15 protein-coding genes and 1 pseudogene are annotated in these 21,691 nt (G+C 63.2%); 9 read left to right on the top strand and 7 right to left on the bottom strand.

The features are described from left to right. Window positions 1-45: 45 nt before the first annotated feature. The 7 genes and pseudogenes from SPMU_RS15855 to SPMU_RS15895 all read right to left on the bottom strand — a co-directional run bounded on the left by SPMU_RS15855 (window position 46) and on the right by SPMU_RS15895 (window position 10,131). Window positions 46-3,084 carry a TonB-dependent receptor domain-containing protein gene (locus tag SPMU_RS15855; protein ID WP_140418501.1) on the bottom strand — a complete coding sequence of 1,013 codons (3,039 nt, stop codon included), beginning with the start codon at window positions 3,082-3,084 and terminating at the stop codon, window positions 46-48. Between the two features lie 94 nt (window positions 3,085-3,178). Next, window positions 3,179-3,358: pseudogene (locus SPMU_RS15860) on the bottom strand (oxidoreductase); the annotation flags it as partial. 350 nt (window positions 3,359-3,708) lie between these two features. Further along, the gene (locus SPMU_RS15865; protein WP_088335259.1) at window positions 3,709-5,415 is read right to left on the bottom strand and encodes a recombinase family protein; all 1,707 of its coding nucleotides are present in this window, start codon (window positions 5,413-5,415) and stop codon (window positions 3,709-3,711) included. Further along, entirely contained in the window at window positions 5,412-5,840 is a 429-nt protein-coding gene (locus SPMU_RS15870) for a DUF2924 domain-containing protein (protein WP_245833427.1), read from the bottom strand. The genes SPMU_RS15865 and SPMU_RS15870 overlap by 4 nt, the downstream gene beginning before the upstream one ends. Then, complete coding sequence (locus tag SPMU_RS17330; RefSeq protein WP_245833429.1) at window positions 5,837-6,337, bottom strand: DUF3489 domain-containing protein; 501 nt, start codon at window positions 6,335-6,337, stop codon at window positions 5,837-5,839. The genes SPMU_RS15870 and SPMU_RS17330 overlap by 4 nt, the downstream gene beginning before the upstream one ends. A gap of 624 nt (window positions 6,338-6,961) precedes the next feature. Continuing rightward, window positions 6,962-8,227 carry a dicarboxylate/amino acid:cation symporter gene (locus SPMU_RS15885; RefSeq protein ID WP_088335265.1) on the bottom strand — a complete coding sequence of 422 codons (1,266 nt, stop codon included), beginning with the start codon at window positions 8,225-8,227 and terminating at the stop codon, window positions 6,962-6,964. Between the two features lie 803 nt (window positions 8,228-9,030). Beyond that, entirely contained in the window at window positions 9,031-10,131 is a 1,101-nt protein-coding gene (locus SPMU_RS15895) for an aldo/keto reductase (RefSeq protein WP_088335327.1), read from the bottom strand. Between the two features lie 94 nt (window positions 10,132-10,225). Here SPMU_RS15895 and SPMU_RS15900 point away from each other — a divergent pair, with 94 nt between their 5' ends. The 9 genes from SPMU_RS15900 to SPMU_RS15940 all read left to right on the top strand — a co-directional run bounded on the left by SPMU_RS15900 (window position 10,226) and on the right by SPMU_RS15940 (window position 21,671). Further along, window positions 10,226-11,119, top strand: a complete 894-nt coding sequence (locus SPMU_RS15900) for a LysR family transcriptional regulator (RefSeq protein WP_088335267.1) — start codon at window positions 10,226-10,228, stop codon at window positions 11,117-11,119. Window positions 11,120-11,483: 364 nt separating this feature from the next. After that, window positions 11,484-12,377: a helix-turn-helix transcriptional regulator gene (locus SPMU_RS15905; protein ID WP_169715746.1), complete on the top strand. Its 894-nt coding sequence runs from the start codon at window positions 11,484-11,486 to the stop codon at window positions 12,375-12,377. Window positions 12,378-12,447: 70 nt separating this feature from the next. Then, window positions 12,448-14,586, top strand: a complete 2,139-nt coding sequence (locus SPMU_RS15910; protein WP_088335271.1) for a TonB-dependent receptor — start codon at window positions 12,448-12,450, stop codon at window positions 14,584-14,586. Next, a complete protein-coding gene (locus SPMU_RS15915) occupies window positions 14,586-15,302 on the top strand; it encodes a class I SAM-dependent methyltransferase (RefSeq protein ID WP_088335273.1) in 717 nt (238 codons plus the stop codon). Before SPMU_RS15910 ends, SPMU_RS15915 begins: the two co-directional genes overlap by 1 nt. After that, window positions 15,299-16,495 carry an MFS transporter gene (locus SPMU_RS15920; protein WP_088335274.1) on the top strand — a complete coding sequence of 399 codons (1,197 nt, stop codon included), beginning with the start codon at window positions 15,299-15,301 and terminating at the stop codon, window positions 16,493-16,495. The genes SPMU_RS15915 and SPMU_RS15920 overlap by 4 nt, the downstream gene beginning before the upstream one ends. Window positions 16,496-16,574: 79 nt before the next feature. Further along, entirely contained in the window at window positions 16,575-18,692 is a 2,118-nt protein-coding gene (locus tag SPMU_RS15925; protein ID WP_211275834.1) for a TonB-dependent siderophore receptor, read from the top strand. Beyond that, window positions 18,689-19,873, top strand: a complete 1,185-nt coding sequence (locus SPMU_RS15930; RefSeq protein WP_088335276.1) for an ABC transporter substrate-binding protein — start codon at window positions 18,689-18,691, stop codon at window positions 19,871-19,873. The genes SPMU_RS15925 and SPMU_RS15930 overlap by 4 nt, the downstream gene beginning before the upstream one ends. Further along, complete coding sequence (locus SPMU_RS15935) at window positions 19,870-20,904, top strand: FecCD family ABC transporter permease (RefSeq protein ID WP_088335278.1); 1,035 nt, start codon at window positions 19,870-19,872, stop codon at window positions 20,902-20,904. The genes SPMU_RS15930 and SPMU_RS15935 overlap by 4 nt, the downstream gene beginning before the upstream one ends. Next, on the top strand, window positions 20,904-21,671 hold the full coding sequence (locus tag SPMU_RS15940; protein WP_088335280.1) for an ABC transporter ATP-binding protein: 768 nt from the start codon (window positions 20,904-20,906) through the stop codon (window positions 21,669-21,671). Before SPMU_RS15935 ends, SPMU_RS15940 begins: the two co-directional genes overlap by 1 nt. Window positions 21,672-21,691 lie beyond the last annotated feature (20 nt).

Raw genomic sequence — 21,691 nt, forward strand, 5'->3', positions numbered from 1 at the left:
GGCCGGATCACTCCGGCCCCTCTGAAGAACAAGTTAGGTCTTGTGTCAAAACCGCTTGGTCACGCCCAAGAAGTAACGGCGGCCGATCACATCGTACGTGGAAAAGTCAGTGCTTGCCGGTCCGCCGAAAACCGGCGGCTGCTTGTCGGTGAGGTTGGTCACGCCAGCGCGGAACTCGACGCCCTCACCAGCCTTCAATCGCCCAATCAGGTCAAAATAATTGACCGATGGCACGCCCGGCGCGCTTCCATTCGCCACGCCGACATTCGCGGAATTGCCCATCGCGTCGATGAAGCGCCACCGCAGGCTGAGCGACCCGAGATCACCGAACCACGACAGCGTCGTAGCTGCCTTCCACGCCGGATGCGACTGCGAGTAACCGTCAATTTGCAAGTTGCCAATCGTTCCAGCATAATCAAACGTCGGATCGGAGGGCAGCGTCTGGATCTTGTAATCCAAGACGTAGCTGACAAAGCTGTTGAGCGAGAACGCTCCCGCATTTCCGGCATCGACTGTAGCGTCGAACTGGAAATCCAAGCCCGACGTGGAATAGGATCCAAGGTTGAACTGCGGCTCGTTGATGAACGCGAGCAGGCCTGCCGCGTCGCGGTTGATCAGTGCGCAGTAGCTATTGGTGGGATCGAAACTCGGGTTCTGCCCGCCAAAGTTGAAGCATTGCTGCAAGGCCACCTGGCTCGTTACCCGGCCAATCGCATCGTCCAGCTTGATATTGTAATAGTCGACCGAAAACGAAAGGTTGCGGAAGAGAGACTTGGCAAACTCGGGCTGGACGACCACGCCGACGGTGTAGCTGTCGGCGGTTTCCTCCTTCAGGTCCGGGTTCCCGACGCGGAAGGCGGCCGTCAGCGTGCCGGTATAAGCGTAGCTGGAGTAGAGCGAGGAGGGCACGCCTTGCGCGATACAGAGTGCCTCCACCTGGCCGGGCGTCACGCCGCTCACCCGCCCGGCCCGCGCAGCGCTGCGCGAATCGCATGGATCGCCAGTTCCGGTTGCCGGGCTGCCGATTGTACCCGAAACGCCGGCGCGCGGCGCGAACAGTTCGCCCAGACCCGGCGCGCGGATCGCACGAGAATAGCCTCCGCGTGCCGTGATGCCCCGAACCGGCGTCCAATTCAGCCCTGCCTTGTAGGTGTGAACGCCGCCGACGCGATTATAGTCCGAGTAGCGATAGGCAAGGTCCAGTTCCAGCGATTGGGCGAAGGCGGTGTCCCGAAGCAGCGGCAGCAGCACCTCGGCATAGACTTCCTTGACCGCGACGTTCCCGGAGGAGGAGCCGCTACCCGACAAGCCGAGCGTCTCCGGCGCGGCGTAGGTGGTAGCGCCGTTGACAGTTGATGGCACCGGTTGGTTGGCAGGATCGATGTTCGCTTCGAATGAGTTCTTCCGATACTCCGCGCCGACCGCAAAACCGGCGTCCCCGCCCGGCAGGGTGAAGAGGTTGCCAGAAAGATTGGCTTGCACCACCGTCTGCTTGTAGTTGTAGAGATTGGTGGAATTGCGCAGCAGGTACGCCTTGCACGATTCAGATACGTCTTCGTAGCCGAACGGATTGTATCCGCCGTCGCAGACACTGCGGCCACCATCCGGTGCTTGCAGCAGAGTGTTGAGGCGGCTGCGGCTATATTGATTGAAGGTCGATTCGGTCTGATCGGTTTCGCCATAGCTGGCATAAACGTCATAGTTGAGGCTGGTGTCGGTGATTTTGCCCTTCACACCGCCGAGGAACTGGTAAACGTCATAGTCTTCCACAACACGCAGGCGACCAGCGCGCGTGCCGGTGAAATAGTAGAGCACCGGGTCGTTGGGACGCCGCCTTGCGTTAAGAGCGATACGCAGATCGGGCGTCACGAACGGGTTGCTCGCCGGGACCCGGATTGGATCGACGATCGTCTGAAACGTGCCCTGGTCGGAAAGTTGGTCGGTCTTGTAGGTGGCGTAATTGAACTGGCCGTAGATTGTGATGCCAGGCGACACTTCAAATTCACCGCGCCCGAACGCTGTGTAGCGTTCCAGCGGCAGCTGGATCGTGGAATCGAATACGCTGCGCTGGGTGATGATACCAGCCTCGTCCGCGACATAGCCATAGCGGGCGGCATCGCGCAGGTTTGATCCGGTGTTCCGCGCGAAGATCGTTCCGTCGCCGTTGACGACTAGCGAACTGGCGCTCGGCGGCAACGGGGCGCGATAGACGTTCGCGAAAAGGTTGCGATAGGCTGCCACCGCAGCGGCATCGCCGACGCCGAACGGGTTCGTGCCGTCGACAACGAGCGTTCCCGCGGTCGACGCAAGGCTGCCCGGCCGGTCGGCGAAGAAGGATCGACTGTTGCGAGACGCTTCGTTGCGCTCAAGGTAGGACAGCGAGAGGAATAGCCGCGCGCGATCGTCACCCGTGGCCCCGCCCCAAGTGAGCGATCCTTGGTAGTTGGTGCCGTCGCCCTGTTCGGTGACGCCTCCGTCGAATTCTACCTCAAAGCCGCGAAAACGGTTGTTGAAGCGAAAGTTGACGACGCCGGCGACCGCATCTGAGCCGTAGACAGCGGAGGCGCCGCCCGTGATTGTCTCTACCGACGAGATCAACGCGCTCGAAATGGTGTTCAGGTCGATGCCGCCCAGCGCGTCTGATGGCTGCAGCCGTCGTCCATCAAACAACACCAGAGTGCGCGCGGTACCAAGACCGCGAAGGTTGGCGTTCGAACGGCCTCCGGACGCGGTTGGACCGCCGATGGCGGTCGACGTCGTCTGAGCTCCCTGCGTCGCCTGGAACTGCGGCAGCACGTTCAGCGCCTGCTCCACCGTTGTCGGGCCGGCGTTCTTGATGAAATCCTCGTCGACGGTGGCGATCGGACTTTCGGCGGTGAAGTCCCGGCGGGCGATGCGTGAGCCCGTGATGACGATGTCTCCTCCACCCGCTGTCGGCTCGTCAGCCGTCGCTGGTGCAATCACACCAGCAGGATCAGCAGGCGGTTGCGGGCGCGCTTGCGCATCTTGAGCCGATGCGGGCACCGCTGCCAGACAAGCCAGCGTGGACGCGCCCAGCAGCGCGAGCGCCTTCACCTTTTTCATGATTTCTTCCCCTCCTGACTCGGTCGCGCTGATGCGCAATCCTATGCGGAGGAGATCACCCGACTTTTACAATCAGTCAAGCCTGTCTGTAAGTCAGCAGGATGTTGGGCGAGCGCCGCAGCAGCCAAGCTAGCGCCACCTGCATCGGCGTTGCCGCCACGCGTTCGGCGACGTCGGACAGCGTCGCCGATTGCAGCGGATTGAACCCGCCGAGCGGGAAGAACGGGACATAGGCGATCCCGTCCTGAGCCAGAGCGTCGATCAACGCATCGTCGCCAGTGCCGCAGCGGCGAGCGCCGATAACGCTGGGCAGGCAGTCCAGTTCATGGCCGTCTTCTGCATCGTCTGCTTCGCACGATCTACCCTGCATCAGGTGGCTTGTGGACTTCCGCGCCGCTCAGGGGTGGTCTTCAGGGGAAGGTACATGAAGATCCAGCAGATGGCCTAGTTCATGTTCTGTAAGTGTTCTGTCCTACACGACGCCGTTGTGAGAACTGGTGGCTACGAAAGGAGTCGCACCATGTTCGTTCTGGATGCCGCCGCGCTTCTGGCGATTGCCGCCGTCATTACCAGCTTCTCGACACTGATCTGGTCGGTTCGACGTAAGCCGTGACAAAGTGATTCTCACCGCCCGCTTGCCCGCGGCAGCATGCTTGACGCCTGCTTCTGCCAGCTTGCCGGTATCGGTGCATCGAGCGTCAGCGCTCTGGCGGTGACGCCGGTTCTCTGCTTGCCAGTCAGGATCGCCGCCGTGACAGCCGGTGAGAGGAAGGCGAGACGTACGACGCGCGTAATATAGGCGGCACTGACCTGCTCGCGTGCTGCAAGCCAGCTAATGTCGATCTCGCCCTGGCGCAGTTCGGTCCACCACCCACGTGCCTGCACCAGAAGGCGCGTAAGCGATCGGTCCGGTACGCTGGTGCTGGCCTGACCATCTCCCTGGATCAACCGCATCGCCCTGCCCGAGCGCGTCAGCCGCACCGTTTCAATCAGAGTGATCGTCGCTGGTGCGTCGGGGTGGGTTGAGGCGTCGAGCGCCGCCGCGATGTCGCTGGTGCGGCAGACCAGGTCGATGCGCGTGTCGTGAACCTGCACCTGCTCGATCAGTGCAAGTGCCTCTGGCTGACGCTGGCGCTGCCTGGCAGCGAGTTCCCTGCAGCGCTCGGTGACATCGGCGTAGCGATCAGCAGGCAGGTCGAGCCAGGCGGTAGCCGTCAGCTCGATGGAGTCATCAAACAGTGTAGCGATGCGGTTCGTGACCAGCGTCTCGATTTCGCGTGCGGGCAGGCGGATGCCGGTGGTGCTGTCGCCCTGAGCGAGCGCCCGGCTGACATAATAGCGATAGCGGCTGGTGCCGCCTTCTCCCCTGCCGGAAGGCTTCGCGGTGTGTGTGACGATGAGCGGCTCACCTTTGCTGTCGACAATCCGACCGGCCAGTAGGCTCGTGCTGTCGCTGCGGGTGCGCTGCTGTCCTTGAGTGTTGTCGGCGAGCATCGCCTGAACGGCGTCGAAGGTGCCGACGTCGATGATCGCGGGATGGTTGCCGGGGTAAATCTTCTCGCCGTGCGCGATCCTGCCAGTGTAGGTCACGCGCTTGAGAATGAGATACAGCGTTCCGCGCGAGAAGGGCACACCGCCCAGCAGCTTGCCGTTGTTGCTGGTGCGCAGCGGCGCGATGATCCCCTGCTCCTGCAGCTCGGTTTCAAGCTGGCGCACGTTGCAGACAGCAAGATAGCGAGTGAAGATGTGCCGGATGATGGCAGCATGCTCGTCGACCACGGCAAGGCTGCGACCGTCGGGCCTGTAGCCGAGCGGTGGGGTACCGCCCATCCACATGCCCTTGGCCTTGGAAGCGGCAATCTTATCGCGAATGCGCTCGGCAGTAACCTCGCGCTCGAACTGCGCGAACGAGAGCAGCATGTTGAGCGTCAGCCGCCCCATGCTGCTGGTGGTGTTGAACGCCTGCGTGATGCTGACAAAGCTCGCATCCGCCTCCTCGAACGCCTCGACCAGTTTGGCAAAGTCGAACAGCGAGCGGCTGAGCCGGTCGACCTTGTACACCACCACAATGTCGATCCTGCCGGCAGCAACATCGTCCATCAGGCGCTTGAGTGCTGGACGCTCGAGCGTGCCACCCGAGATGCCGCCATCGTCGTAGCGTTCGGCCAGCTCGGTCCAGCCCTGCGATGCCTGGCTGCGGATGTACGCGGCACATGCCTCCCGCTGCGCATCGAGGCTGTTGAAGTCCTGCTCGAGTCCCTCGTCCGAGGACTTGCGCGTGTAGATGGCGCAGCGGATCGGGCCGGCGGTTTTGCTAATTGCCTTGCTCATGCCGCCACCTTCTTCCTGAGGCCAAAGAAGGCTGGTCCCGACCAGCGTGTGCCGGTGATCGCGCGGGCGACCTCGCTCAAGGAGCGCCACTCGCGATTGCCCCAGCGGATCACCTGATCGCTGCCGTCGCCGCTCTCCCCAACAGTAACAACATGCACCCGCCCGCCCCATTCGCGCACCAGCCGCATGCCGGCGGTTGGGCGGGCGGTTCTGGTTTCTCCGCGGCCGAGCTGATCGAGCAGGCGCGTCGTCTCGCGTGCGTGCCCGCCCAGGCGCCGCGCCTGGATCTCCCAAGCGAGCGCGAGCCGCAGCAGTTTCGGGCTGATCCTAGGCACTGTGCTACCGGTCTCAGCCACCCAGCGCCGGCGCAGCTGATCCGATGACAGCGCATCAAGCGCTGCAATCTCCGCTTCGATGTCCATCATGCCGCATCCACTATGCGGTAGCAGGTGACGCCATCACGTTTGCCCTTGTCCAGCGCACGACCGTTCCTGCGCAGGCCGGTCAGCGCGGCGCGTGTCGTGTGCGGCAGCCAGCCGGTCGCCTCGACCAGTTCTGTGAGCGTCGCGCCCTCCCCTCGTCCGAGTAGCGCCAGCACCAGCGCTGCCTTGGTCTGCCTGGGGGCTGCTGCACCAGCCGCCGCATTGGCGCTGATCGGAGGTACGACCTGCTCGATCCCGATCGCCCCTTTGCCCGTAGCCGTGATGAACATGCCAAAGCGGGCCACCCCGTCGATGCGCCACACGCTTTCAGGAGTGGTTGTCCCGCGTTCTTCAACCAGCCCGCGTTTGACCAGCGAGCTCATGGAGCGGGCGATGCCGCCAGGGGGTGCGGTGATCGTGGCGGGCAGCGGATGAAGGCTGCCGCTGTCGCGCTGTGCAGCCTGGCTCAGCAGGATACGCTGTGTGTCGGTGAGGGTCATAGGTGGTCTCCGTCTCGGCACCGGCGTCAGTGCCGGTCCCACCACCCAGAGCCCGGTCGATCAGATCGGCCGGGCATGTGGCCCGGCGCGATCAACGCTGCGGCTCACGAGTGCAGCAATGCTTGGTTGCTGCGAGAAGTCGAGCAGATTGTAGCGGCGAGCAGCAATTCACATCCGATCGCCATGCAGTTCGTTGGATGCATAGCCGGCGAGCCGAAGCTCCGTGGAGAGTCCGAAGTGAGCGTTGAATTAACGATTACAATCATACAGTGGGCGGTGATCGCACAGGCTCCTTTCTTGTGGTTTTGAGCCAGTCGCGTTTTGAAGCGTCTTGATAGACTTTCATCTTCGATCGCCGAACTTACTGCAATTTTGCGAGGGCCGCTTGACTATGAAGACCTCGAATTGACGGAGTTGGAAGCGCCACTAACCCTTTCGGTTAGTGAGTTGCAAGCGTCCGCTTTATCCGACAACCGGTCGTCCGTTCGAAAAGCCTTACGATAAGTTTCGAGCGTGGTCGCACCACAGGCCGGCGAGCGGGCCGCAAGTCGTCAGGTAGCCGTACGTTAGCGGCCACTCGGCTCAAGACATTTGAATTGATGCCTACTTACTATGAATTCGCGATCATCCGATCAGATCGATTGCTGCGATGTCGCTCGACGAGTCGTTAAGTTCGCCCTCAATGGCCGCAACGCAGGTGGCCACAGCCAGATCGCCCGTGACGTTGATGACGGTGCGCCACATGTCGAGAATGCGATCGAATGGCAGAAGGAAGCCGATCACCAGCGCTGTTTGTTCGGGCGTGATGCCGATCACCTCGAGCACGGCGGCCATCAAGAACAGCGAGGCCGAGGGCACTGAAGCCGTTCCGATCGATACCAGCATCGTTGTGAACGCGATCGTCGCATAGTCACCGACGCCGAGCGGCACGCCAAAGATCTGCGCCGCGAAGATCGCGACGGCAGCGACGTACAGGGCGGTGCCGTCCATGTTGATCGTTGCGCCGAGCGGGATAACCGATGATGCGACGGGACGGCCGACATGCATCCGCTCCACCGCCGCCTCTAACGTCGCTGGCAAGGTCGCCGCGCTCGAACTGGTCGAGAAGGCGAGCAGTTGCGGCTCGCGGGCAGCCGTAAGGAACCCAAGCAGCGGACGTCTCGCCAGCAGCCGTACCATCCCGCCGTGCGTTGCGATCATGTGGAGAGCCCCGCCGATGTAGACGACGAACATCAGCCAGAACACGGTGATGAACGCCGACGGCCCCTCACTTCCCATTACGGAGGCGACCAGCGCAAACACGCCGATCGGTGCCGCCTCCATCACAATATGCGTGATCCTCAGCATCGCGGACGAGCCGGCCTGGAACAGTCGGGAAAGGGGCCGAGCCGTTTCCCCGGCGGTCAGCAGTCCTGCACCCAGGAGGATGCCGAAAAAGATAATGGCGAGAATGTCGCCGGATGCGAATGCAGCGAAGACGTTCTCGGGCACGATTGCCATTAACCGTTCGCCCAGCGGCACCGGCTCGCTCAGCGGGGCCGCCGCGGCTACCCCTTCCAACGTCACGCCGCGACCCGGCCGAAGGGTGAGTGCGCCGGTGATGCCGAACAGGATCGCGACGAACGTCGTTGCAAGGTACAGCGCCATCGCCTTCAGCCCGATCGAACCGAGCTTGGCAGGCGCCGGTATGGAGGTGACGCCGGAAACCAGCGTGACGAACACCAAGGGCACGATCAACATGCGGATCATGCGGATGAACAGGTCGCCGACCCACTGAATCTGCGTCGCGGCCGGTCCCAGCAGCCAGCCGGCGGCAGCGCCCAGCACCAACGCCGCCAAGATCCGTTGCCATAAGGGAATGCTGAACCAGCCAGTTACAAATCGCTTCATGCCGGAACGATAGCACAACCCTTGGCCGGCTCAGACTGGTCGGAAACAGAACGACATGGGCCAATCAATGCCAGGCATCACACTTGGACCGAAGCCGTCTAGCAGTAGGTCGACCCAGTATCGAACGTTCCGGGGCTGGTAGCGGCCTGCCCGTAACCAGTCATTCGTTCATGAGGTTTGAAGAGTCGGGTCGAGAGGTGCGAGCGAGCGAGCGGCGCTGCTAGCACGCAGATTGGTCAACGCTTAATAGCCGCATCAGCGGCCCTCGTGGGCGAGCACGATCGCGTGCCACTCAAGCCGACGCGAAGCGTTCAGCTCACATGCGGAAGGACAAGGGCAGCGGCATCACCGACGATTACTCGCGTGGTCGGCTCGACAGATTTAGATTGGCACTCGCGGTGCTCGCGCGGAGGAGGCAAAGTGGGCCGCGCTGCTCGGAGGCACCAGCTCCTGGCGGACCAACACAATACGCGAGGTGCGGCACAAAACCTTGCAGGTGGCGCAGACCCGGTTGCGCACGGCGATGAACCGGATCACGCCGAAGGACGATGCTTCGATCGTGGGTGAAGAACTAATCGGCGCGTTGGAAGAAATTTGTCTCTAGCGGCAGGTCATCACCGTCAAGGTCAGCTGAGCGGCGGACGGTTGCAAGCATGAGGCTAAGGCTAGCCTGGCCTACTCTCGGCGTCGACCCAGGCCCACCTCCGGTCATTCAGGACCTCAAGCGGCTCCCAAGAGCGGACACCCGTTCATCCATGTTTTAGCCTGCTGCAATCATTCTGGGCGCACCATCAGGCGTTGATTTAGTGCTTCCATGGTCGAATGCGGCTGCAGCCGAAGATCTGCTGCCGCGGCATCTGAAAGATGAAGTAGGGATTGAGCGTCGGTGGTGCCCCTGCCGTGTCGAGACGGGCCAATTGCTCCAGCGACAGCGCGATGTCGAGCGACGCCGCGTTCTGCGTGACTTGTTCAGGCCGGCTCGCCCCCATCAGCACCGACGACACGCCCGGCCGCGACGTGACCCAGGCCAATGCGACTTGCGCCATCGGTCGGCCAAGCTCGTCAGCCACGGCACGCAGCTCGTCGACAATGTGGAAGTTACCCTCAGTGAACAGCATACCTCCATACGGGTTGTCACCGTTCAGGCGGCCGTCGCTGCCGCCGGCGGCCGTCTCGCCACCCTTGTTCGGCACGCTGCCGGCAGGACCAAAGTCGACGAGCTTCTCGCGGCCGTACTTGCCGGTCAGCATGCCGAAGCCGAGCGGGCTCCAGGCCACCAGCCCCATGCCCAGCGCCTGTCCGGCCGGCAAGAGGTCTAACTCCACGCCGCGGTCGATCAGCGAATAGCTATATTGAAGGCCAACCGGCTCCGGCAGCCCATGAGCGCGCGCGAGCGTTGCGATCTGCGCCGTGTACCATGCTGGTGCGTTCGAGAAGCCATAGTAAAGGATGTCCCCGCGCCGGACCGCATCTGTCAGCGCGCGGAGCACTTCCTCAGGCGGTGTCGTGCGGTCCCAGACATGAGTCCAGTACAGGTCGATATAATCGGTACCCATGCGCCTGAGCGAGCCTTCCACCCCGTCGCGGATGTTACGCGCCGAATTACCCCCAGCCAGCGGATTGCCCTCCGCTCGCGAGAAGCCCGACTTGGTCGCAATCACCATCCGATCGCGCTTGCCGCTGTCGCGCAGAAAGCGGCCGAGCATCGTCTCGCTCTCACCACCTGAGTAGACATCGGCGGTATCGAGGAAATTGCCTCCTGCATCGACATAGGTTTCGAAGATGCGGCGGGAGGTTGCCTCGTCCGCACCCCAGCGGCCTGCGCCAAACGTCATCGTCCCCAGCGCCAAGGGACTCACGATCAGACCGGATCGTCCAAGCGTGCGATAATGAGTCAGGTCCATGGTTCGCGTCTCCTCGTTCATTACTGAGCTAGCCGCGAAGTTGTGTTTCGATTAGCCGTTGCAGACCGTAAGGGCTTGTGAGCATCATGCAGCAATGCGGCGCGGTGACTTCGATGATCTGGCGGCGTTCGCGATTGTGGCGCGAGCGCGCAGCTTTACCCGAGCGGCTGCGGAACTCGGCCTTTCACCATCGGCGCTCAGCCACGCAATGAAGGCGTTGGAAACGCGGCTAGGCGTGCGCTTGCTTGCCAGGACGACGCGCTCGGTCGCGCCCACTCCCGCCGGCGAACTGCTCCTGCGCTCGATAGACCCAGCTTTGGCGCAGGTCGCGAACGGACTGGCCGCGCTCGCCGACTGGCGCGATGCGCCGTCGGGCACGGTACGGCTCACCACTTTTGGCTATGCCGCGCGCACCGTCTTGGCGCCCCATCTGCCGCGCTTCCTGCTTGAACATCCCGACATATCGGTCGAGGTGATAGTGGAGGATCGCCTGATCGACCTGGTCGCCGGCGGGTTCGATGCGGGCATCAGGCTTGGTGAAACCGTTCAGCGCGACATGGTGGCCATCCCAGTCGGACCACCGCTTCGCACCGTAGTGGTAGGAACGCCCAGCTACTTCGCGCATCGCGATCACCCACGGACGCCCGAAGATCTCGCAGATCATGTCTGTGTCAATTACCGCCTCTTGGGAGGTGGTGGGCTGCTCCCTTGGGAGTTCAGTGTAAACGGGCGTGACCTGAAGATGAGAGTGTCGGGTCAGCTCATCGTTAGCGATGAGGTATTAGCCGCAGCCGCAACGCGAGCCGGTGCAGGTCTTGGCTACATGATGGAACACGACGTGACGGACGAGATCAGAGATGGGCGGCTAGTGCAGGTGCTCACAGAGTTCTGCACCCCCTATCCCGGCTGCCAGCTCTACTATCCAGATCGTCGCGTCAGCCCTGCCCTCCGCGCCTTGATTGACACTCTTCGCTGGCCGCACGCTTGAGACCCATACCCGGCCGTTCGTGCCACCCTGCCCGCTCTCCGAAACCGGTCATCCGTTCATCTGATTGTGCCGGCCGCTTTGGGGTCCTCGGCGAGCCGCTCGGAACGACTTCAATTTGGGGACTTTCCCGTCTGTCAGCTTTCGGGAACCCAGATCCAGATAGCTGCCGCTTTGCGCAGCCATTCGGTTCGGGTTGCGTGTTCGTCTTTTCTGCCGACCGCTGTCCGAGACCCGCGTTGACGCTACAGATACAACATATCATTGTTGTTCCATGGACACGCGAAAGGAAATTGGCCGGCCTTTGCCCAGCAACACCGCGGCAATCGCACAGGCAGCGGTTGCACCATCGGCCGTTTGGATCGGAATGCGAACCGTTGGCCAGCATCGCGTCGAGACGCTGAAACTCCGCGACGGCGTGACGCTGGTTCTGAGCGACATCAGCTCGGGTGAGGAATGTGCCTATCACCATGTCGAGCCCGAAGACGTGTTCGCCATCGGTTTCCACCTAAAAGGCGGAAGCCGCTTCGATATGGAGGGGACGCGGTTCGACACCAAACCTCTGGAGGTGCACGCTGGCGCGGCACCTCGGGCAGCGACGTCGTCGTTCATCCTGCCGGCGCATGGCTTCCGTACCATGTCACTCCGCTTCGCCCCGGAAGCCGCTCAGGAGCTGTTGGCGCGTCACGGGCTTAGGGACAGCGGCCTTATGTCTATGGTCGCCCAAGGAGCACAGGCAGTCTCTGCAACGCGACTTGCGCCTTTGAACCAACCGGGTGTGGCGATGCTCGAAGCGATGTTCGCGGCGCCCTATTCGGGTGCTGGGCGATCCTTGTTCCTTGAATCCTGCGCACTGGGTCTGCTGGCAGCACAGATCGACGCTGCGGTGCCGGGTACTGGCGAGAGCGAGACAAGCGTGCCGGAGCGCGGGCTCGGCGAGGCTCTTGCCTACCTCGATGCGCATCTCAACGACCCGCCGACTATCGTGCAACTCGCTCGCATTGCCGGCATGAACGACTTCAAGCTGAAGCGGGCATTTAAGGCGGCCTTTGGCACGACGGTCTTCGGCTATGTTCGCCAACGCCGGATGGAGCGTGCGGCGGGCGATCTGCATGCCGGGCTGTCGGTGGCGCAGGCAGCAGGCCAGGCCGGCTATGAGTGCCCGCGATGCTTCAGCGATGCCTTCCGCCGCCACTTCGGCATGCTTCCCAGCGAAGTGATGCGCGCCGCTCTTGCAGAAACTCCCGCACGCTACGGTTGATACTCCCGCACGCTACACACGGCTGAATGAGCGCGGACCTACTGCGGGGCAAATCATTCTCCGGGGGCTTATGCGTCACTATCTTCTGCTTACTTCATCCGCCCTGCTGTCTGCCGTGGGGGTTCCCGCCGTCGCCCAGACGTCCGCAGATGCCGCGATCGCATCGCGCGACGAGATCATCGTCACGGCACGGCTGCGCGAGGAGCCGGTGCGCGAGGTTCCGTTTGCCGTAACGGTGCTCGATACCGAGACGCTGGCCACGCGCCGCATCGACGACACGCAGAGCTTCTTTCGCCAGGTGCCCGGGCTGTCGCTCACCAGCTTCGACGATGGCCGCTTCGCCTACTTCCAGCTGCGCGGCATCGGCCCGTTGAGCCAAGCGGCCAGCCCCGATGACGGATCGGTCGTTACCTACATCGATGGTGTGCCGCAGCCGGTCTACGCCTCCGAGTTCGCCTATCTCGACCTGGAGCGGATCGAGGTGCTGCGCGGGCCGCAAGGCACGCTGTTCGGGCGCAACAGCCAGGGCGGGGCGATCAACATCACCACCCGCCAACCCGGCGACAGGCTGATGGGCAGCGCGCGGATCGAGGGCGGCGAAGACAAATACGGGTTGGTTCAGGCCTCCGCGTCCGGTCCGCTCGTTGCGGATCGGCTATCGGCCGGGATCACCGCACGCGTCTCCACGATCGACGGGTTCATCCCCAACGTCGCTCCCGGCGGCGGCAAGCTAGGAGATCGCGACACCTATTCGGGACGCGGAACGCTCGTGTTCAAACCGTCGGGGGAAGGCGGCGCTCGCTTCACGCTGACCGGCAGCGTCGATCGCCAGCTCAGCGATCCCTTCTACTATGTGCTGGGTGGGCAGGCACGCGATCAGGTTGAACTTAACCCCGAGTTGCGCGTGAAGCGCACTTATTGGGGCGCTAGCCTCAAATCGGAGGTGCCGCTTGGTGCGGTCGACCTGACCTCCATCACGGCAATCAACGGTTTCTACAACGATCAGGTCACCGACGACACCGACGGGTTGATCTACGCCCCGCTGTTCGGCGCACCACCCGCCACCTTCCTGCCGCAGAACGAGCGCTCGGATTGGCTGGAGGATGAGGACTGCTTCTACCAGGAGGTGCGTCTGGGCAGCACGGCTGGCGCGCCCGTCGCCTGGACAGTCGGCGGAACCTACTTCCGCTCGAACTTCAACGTCGATCTGCGGAACATCTCCAGCTTCTCGCCTTATCTCAACGGGCGCCGCCGGGATCGTCAGACAATCGACAGCTACGCCGCGTTCGGCGAAGTCACCGCACCTGTCACCACCCGGCTGAAGCTGACGCTGGGCGGCCGCTACACGCGCGACGAGAAGACGTTGCGTGCTGCGTACACCGGTAACGGCTTCCCTGGGACGGTGGCGGCGTTCAACGAACGGCAGGAACGCAACTTTGATCTGTGGACCGGCCGCGCTGCACTGACCTACACCGTCACCGACGACGTCAACGTTTATGCAACGGTAGGACGCGGCGCCAAGAGCGGTGGCTTCCCTCGCTTCTGGCAGGATGCTGCCATCGGTAATCCGAACCGCAGCTACCGTGAATCGACCTCCTGGACCTATGAGGCGGGCATCAAGGCGCGGGCGCTGGGCGGGCGGGCGCACTTTGATCTCACCGGTTTCTACAACGATGTGAAGGACGAGCAGCTGTTTGCGCTCGACTTCACCAGCTTCCAGTTTCTTCCCGTCAACATCGACACGCGAAGCCACGGGATCGAAGCGCAGGGCGACGTGGTGCTTGGCGGCGGGTTCAGCGTAGCGGGTGAGTTGGCATGGACGCATGGACGCGTGCGGGAGGCGGACGAACTGTCAGGGGCGGTGCGGGGTAACCGCATTCCCAACGTCGCCGGCTTCTCCAGCACGCTGGCACTCGACTGGCGCGGCGGCGATGCAGTGGTGATGGGCGCGCAGCCAATCCTGTCTGTCAGCCACCAATATGCCGGCCGGCGCGCCGCCGACGTGGCCAACAATTTCGACATGCCTGGCTACCACAATGTTGATGCCCGTGCCGGCTTGCGCTTTGGAACGTTCGAGGCGTACGCCTTTGCCCGCAACCTGTTCGACGCGCGCCAGGTCCTTAACGGCGTTCTCTACGGCCCGGGCGTAGAGGGGGAAGCCGTGGCGCGCGGGCGTGTGGCAGGTCTCGGTCTTTCGGCGCGCTTCTGATGCGGGGCTATGCTGTCACGGCGCAATATTACGATCCGCTGGCGAGCGGCGCCCACGCAGAGACGGACCGCCGAATCGCTGCGGCGCTTGCAGGCCTGGACGTTACCGCCGGACCGATCGTCGATGTCGGCGCCGGAACCGGACTGACCACGTCGCTGATCGCGGCAGCCCTCCCGGAAGCAGAGATATGGGCGGTGGAGCCCGATCCGGCAATGCGACCGGCGCTTATGGCGCGGGTGTGGGGCAACACCGATCTGCGCACGCGAGTGACGATCCTGCCTTTCGGGATCCTTGAAACCCCGTTGCCGGACAGGATTGCCGGAGCGGTGCTCAGCGCGTCACTGGTCCATCTAGGCCTCCCGGAACGCACACGGCTTTGGTCGCTGCTGGCGGAGCGACTAGCGACTGGCGGCAGGATCATCGTCGAGGTCCAGTGCCCGCAGGCCGAAGACATAACCGAAACAGCTATGGGCGACGTTCAGGTCGGTCGCATGACCTATCGCGGCAGCGTCGCCGCCCAGCGGATCGGCTCCGATCAGCAACGGTGGCGCATGACCTACCGGGCGATCCTGGATGATCGTGAGGTCGCCTGCGACGTGACGACCTATGACTGCTGGGCGATCTCTGCGGACGCTATCTTGGAGGAAGCGACGGCTGCTGGTCTTATCGGGCACGTCGCCGACGAGCTCGTAATCCTTGAGCATGCGAGCCGATGAACACAGATGAAGCGCACTGGTCGTTCGGTCACGCCGCTTCCATCCTGTTGCCATACACGCTGCGTGGCACGCTGCTGTCATTTCTGTATCTGATCCTGCCGGCAATCCTCAGGGCGGGCGGAACCTCCCTGCCCATGACCTCGCTTTCCACGCTGGTCTTCCTTCCTGTCGGCCTGTCCTGGTTATGGGCGCCGCTGATGGACCGCACGGCAGGCCGGGGGCGGCGGACCTGGATCGTGGGCGCACTGCTGGTTGCTTCAGCAGTATTTGCCGCGCTGTCGTGGCTCGACCCGGTAGCGGACTATGCGTTGGTGCTGACGGTGGCGCTGATGGTGGCAGCAGCGGCAGCGACAATCGGGACGGCAACCGATGCGGCCATCATCGACGGGGTGGCAGTACGTCACCGCGGATGGGCCAATGCATTACAGGCAGCCGGCGTAGCGCTTGGTGGCTTGGCGATCGGCGCGGTCGGCATTGTCTACGGCGCCCATGGCTGGGCCGCGACAAGCATCGTTATGGCAACCGCAGCTCTGGCCAGCGCCGGCTTCGTTGCGGTGGCGCCCCTAGCGACGGGTATAAACGTAAACGCGCCTGTTTTACGGCCCGCCGCCGGAACCTCGCTCCTGCGCGATCGACGAGTGCGGCACATGCTGCTCATAGTCATCCTGTCGCGAGCGGCGCTGCATCTTCCAATGGGTATCATTGCCGCATTCCAGATCGATGCAGGTCTGTCGGTCGCAAGCGCTGCCCTGATCGGCGGAACGGGAGGCGCCGCGGCCGGACTGATCGGAGCAGTGCTTGGAGGCGCGATTGCCACGAAGCTGCCGCCAAAGCGGGCAATTATCGCCACGCTAGCTGCTGTCGCGACTGCGTCGCTGATGCTCGCTGCGTCAATCGCTTTGCAAGGCGCTACACCCGGAATCGCGGTCATTCTAGCGTTGTACGTGTTTCTGCTGACGACGCCCGTCTTCGTCGCGATGCATCGACAATTCATGCTTCTCGCGCGTATCGGACGACATGCCTCGGACATGAGCGTTCTCACCGGAAGCGAGTTCCTGTCCGGGATAATGATTGCCGCCACTGCAGGTTGGATTGTGCAATCCGCCGGCTATCCCACTCTCTTCGTATTGGCCGGACTCTCCGCCTTTGGGGGCATGATGTTGGTTGGCCGGTCCTTGGACGAGGGTTCGTAAGCATGGGCGCGACCAAATACTTCTGCTTGCCCCTGTGTAACGTTGTATCGTACCTAACCTTGAGATTGATGAGGGGGACGTGGTGAGAATAATCCTGGCGCTCGGCCTATCGGCCCTGGCGAGCAGCTACGCACATGCGCAGGAGGCGAGCGGCGTTTCAAGCAACGTTGCTGCTGACGAAAACGAAATTCTTGTCCTTGGCACCCGAGAGCAGGGCTACCGCGCAACGGTGGCGCCGCAGACCAACAAGTCCGACACTCCGATCCAGGAGACACCTTTCTCGGTACAGGTCGTTACGCGCGAACTCATCCGCGACCGTGGGATCACGACGGTAGGTGAGGCGCTACGCTATGTTCCGGGGTTCAGCCCTCAGGTGGGTTTTGGCGCCAGCAACGATCGCTTTTACATCCGTGGCTTCATCACGCCCTACAATCTGAAGAATGGGCTGCGCCGCTCTGCGTACGCGCCCGACGAGCAGCTTCAGAACATCGAACAGGTGGAAGTGCTGAAAGGCCCGGCATCGGCTCTCTACGGTCGGTTCGAACCGGGCGGTGTCGTGAACTTCATCACCAAGAAGCCTCTCGAGAACCCCTTTTTCGAGGTCGGCGCGCTCTATGGCCAGTTCGATCATCTGCGCCTCACTGCAGACGTCTCGACGCCAATTACCGACACGCTCGGGTTCCGGATCAACGTCAGCTACGATGATCGCGACGGTTTTCGCGACTTCGTCTTCGCGCGCGACCGCTTCGTGGCTCCGGTGCTGCAATGGCGCCCCTCCGACGCGACGACGGTGACGTTGGAAGGCGAGTACGCCCGCAAGACCGGCTATTTTGATCGCGGGTTCGCCAACGATCCGTTGTTCTTCGAAGCGCCCCGCAATCGGCAGTTTGGTGAACCCGATGCCCGCTATGAGAACGAAGGCGGGCTCGCCAGCCTGTTCGTCGATCACCGCTTTTCGGATGCGATCTCCGGCCGGGTGGCCTTGGGCTATTCGGACTTCACCAAGGACAGCTACTATTACGCCTTCGGCTTTCCGCCGATCGATCGAGCCGATCCCGAGCGCCCCCTCGTCAATCGGCGGCCAAGCCTCGCCTTTGACCGACAACGGGATCTGACCGCACAGGCCGAGCTGTATGCGCGCTTCAACACCGGCGACGTCGAGCACAAAGCGCTCGCCGGCGTCGAGTATGGCTATGATCGCTGGCGGTTTGACGTGCGGAACACCCCCTTTGGCGTGAACCTCCCGATCGACTTCTATTCACCCGCTTACGGTCAAAGCGCGACGCCAACCATCCTGACTGCAGACGGTGCGTGGAACAGCGACACCACCGCGATCTACGCGCAGGACGAATTGAAACTTAGCGCATTCAGGCTGCTCGCCGGCGGGCGCTATGACTGGAACAGATTGTCGAACAGGGATGCGCTCGGCGGGCCCGGCGACGAGGAGACCCGGCGTGGTGCCTTCTCGCCTCGGATCGGCCTGACATGGACGCCGGCTCAGGCTGTTTCGCTCTATGCGAGCTGGTCGCGCTCGTTCCGTGCGCAGGTGGACGTCGGCCGGCTGCGCGACGGCGCACTGCCTCGCCCTTTGATCGGCGAGAGCCTGGAAGCGGGCATCAAGGCCAGCCTCCTCAACGGCCGCCTTACACCTACGCTCGCACTCTTCGACATCGATCGCCGGAATGTCGCCGTTTCCGATCCGGAGGATTTCGATCTCGTCATCCAGATCGGGCGCTCGCGCTCGCGCGGCATCGAGTTCGAACTGCCGGCGGTGATCAGCCCCCGCTGGCGGATCATCGCCAACTACACCTACCTCGACGCGGACGTCCGCGAAGACACGTTCGTCACGCCAGGCGCTCGACTGGTCAATGCGCCCGAACATTCTGCTAGCTTGTGGACGACCTATGACCTTGCCGGCCCCTTGCAGGGCGCGAGCGTCGGCGTGGGCGCACAACATATCGGAAATCGTGCCGGCAATACCGACAACTCCATCGTCCTGCCGGCCTACACGCGGTTCGACGCGAACCTGGCCTACGATTTCGACGCGGGGTTCGGTCCGCTTCGTGCGCAGCTGAACGTGCTCAATATGTTCGACAAGTTCTACTATGACAGCGGCGGCGCCTTCATTCCGCTTTATCCTGGTGCGCCGCGCACGGTGACGGCGAGCCTGTCTTACCGCTTCGGCAGCGCGCGATGAGGCTTTTGGCGCCCGCGCTCGCGCTCGGCCTCGCGCTAGCAGGCTGCGGCGGTTCGCCTGACCCGGCTGTTTCGACCGAGGCCGTCGCAGGACGCGAGATACCGATGGCGCATGCCAAGACCTTTCGCGTCGTCGAGCGTGACGGTTATCGCGTGGTCGACCTGAAAGCCTCCGTGGTGAGTTGGGGCGGCGACGCCGTGGGAGAGGAGCAGTTCCAGCGCCTAGTCCTCGTCCCGCGTGAACAAACCCCGCCTCCACTCACCGGCGACCTTGCTGGCGCGACGCTTATCCGGACGCCAGTGATGCGCATCGCCAGCAACACGGGGTTCCACGAAGCGATTACGAAGGTGCTCGGCGTCAATGATCGGCTCGTCGCGGTGGGCGGCGTAAAATCCTATGACGATGCACTGCGCGCGCGGGTGCGCAGCGGAGCGGTGCGCCAGATCGGCTATGGCTGGCACTCCCCGCCCGCGCTCGACGCTTTGGTAGCGTCGAAGCCCGATGTGCTCCTGATGAGCATGGGCGATATGAAGAATGTCGGCGCCAAGCCGCGCGTCGAAGCGCTGGGCATTCCTGTCGTCCCTATCTTTCTCGATAATGAACCCGATTACATGGGCCGCGTCGAATATGTGCGCCTCGTCGGCATGCTGGCCGGGCGCGAGACGGAGGCCGAGGCGTTCGTCGCCATGGTGGCGCGTAATGTCGACGCCTTGAAGAAAGCGGCCGCCGCGCAGCCGATCCGCAGCGTGATCTCGGCTTGGTTTTCCGGCGGCGATCAATGGAACCCTGTGATCCGCAACGCAGATGCCAAGCTGCTGCGGGACGCCAACGGGCGCAATCCATTCGAGGGTCCCGACGATCCACGCAAGGACAGCTTCAATCGCATATCGACGGAGGAACTGATCGCGCGCGGACGGGATGCCGATTGCTGGATCCTGAGGGACTCGCACTCGCAACCCTTCACCGATCGCGCCGTGCTCGAACGCTTCAAGGCGTATCGAGACGGGTGCCTCTTCGCTGCCGATGGAATGACCAAGCCCGAAGCGGATGCATTCGACTATTACGAAACGGCCGTAATCCGCCCCGATCTCGTTCTCGGCGATATCGTGCGGATGCTTCACCCCGCGTTGCGTGATCAACCTTTCCGCTACATCCGGCTTGACACGCGAGCGCCACAATGACGCCGGCGCTCCGCAGCACTGTTGGCACGATCCTGCTGGCGCTTGCCCTGGTCATGGCGGCGCTGTTCGCGCTGGCGTTCGGCACCGTGGGGATCGGCATGGGAGAAGCCGCAGCAAGCCTGTTCGGGGGAGCCGATCCTATGAACGCTCAGATCGTGCGTGAATTGCGGCTACCCCGCGTGGTTACCGCAATCATCGCCGGGAGTGCGCTAGGCATCGGGGGCGTGCTGATGCAAGCCTTGTTCCGCAACCCAATGGCCGATGCCTGGTCGCTCGGTCTTACTGCGGGAGGGCAGCTAGGAGTTGCGCTGCTAGTGACGGCGGCGGCCTTCTCCGGCCCTGCGGCAATCGCATTTCTACAGTCCTTTGAAGGCGTCTCGATCACCGCGGGCGCGATGCTGGGCATCGGCCTGTTTGCGCTGGCCATGGCCGCGCTCGCTCGCCGGGTGGGGACGGTGACTCTGCTGGTCGTGGGGTTGATGCTGGGGTTCACCGTACAAGGTATAGTCAGCGTCGTGATCCATTTTGCCAACCGCGTCGGCGGGCGTGTCTTCTCAGGATGGAGCGACGGCAATTTTGCAGGCGTCACCGCGTCGGACCTGCCGATGCTGGCGCTTCCAGTCGCTGCTGGCGTGATGCTGGCGCTGTACAACGCCAAGCCGCTGACGGCGCTGCTGCTGGGCGAAACCTACGCGCGCAGCCTTGGTACCGACGTCACGCGCCTGCGCCGGCTGACCCTTGCCGCCGTCGTACTCCTGGTCGCACCCGTCACCGCCTATTGCGGTCCGGTGACGTTCATTGGACTGATCGTGCCGCACTTTGCGCGTGCGATTGCGGGGACGGCGCGGATCATGCCCCTTCTGCCGCTCGCCGCCCTCTCCGGGGCCTGCTTGGCGATTGCGGCGGACACCGTGGTGCATGCTCCATGGGAGCAGCACTTCCTTCACCTGAATGCCGTGCTTGCGCTGGTGGGTGCGCCAGTGGTGATCGGCCTGTTGATCTTTTCGTCCACGATGCGGGGGCAACGCTGATGCTATCTCTGGAAGGTCTTTCCGTCGGGTACGCCGCGCCGCGCGGCATCGTGCTGGCCAGTCTTGACGTTAGGGTTGCCCCTGGCCGCTTCGTTTGCGTGCTCGGCCGGAACGGGGCCGGCAAATCCACTCTCATGCGTACCCTTGCCGGGCTTCAAAATGCGACCGGCGGCGTCGCCAGCTTGGATGGTGAGGATATCGCAGGGCTGCGCCCGCAGACGCGCGCCCAGCGCATTGCGGTGGTACTGACGGAGCGTTCGTCCAGCCCGGGTCTGACCGTGGACGACGTGGTATCGCTTGGTCGCCAGCCCTTCACAGGCTGGCAGGGGCGCCTCACCGCCGACGATCGCGCGCAGGTCTCCGCTGCGCTGGAGCTTGCAGGGGCGTCGCCATTCGCCAATCGCTTGTTTGACGATCTGTCCGATGGCGAACGGCAACGCGTGATGATCGCACGCGCCATCGCGCAGTCTCCCCAGTTGATGGTGCTGGACGAAATCACCGCCTTCCTCGATCTGCCGGGTCGGGTCGAAACCATGGCTCTGCTGCGCGCACATGCTCGAGAAACGGGCGGGATCGTGCTCCTGTCGAGTCATGACCTCGACCTGTCGCTCCAACTCGCCGACGAAGTATGGCTACTCGACGGCCGCGGTGGCCTGGCTATGGGTACGGCGGATGCTTTGATCGCCTCCGGCCAAATTGGGCGCGCGTTCGACACCGACGCAGTTCGCTTCTCGCCCACGTTGGGCCGGTTCGAACTCGTCCGATAGATCGCCCGTAGTAGGTGCCG

Source organism: Sphingomonas mucosissima (genome assembly GCF_002197665.1).
GTDB classification, from domain to species: Bacteria; Pseudomonadota; Alphaproteobacteria; order Sphingomonadales; family Sphingomonadaceae; genus Sphingomonas; species Sphingomonas mucosissima.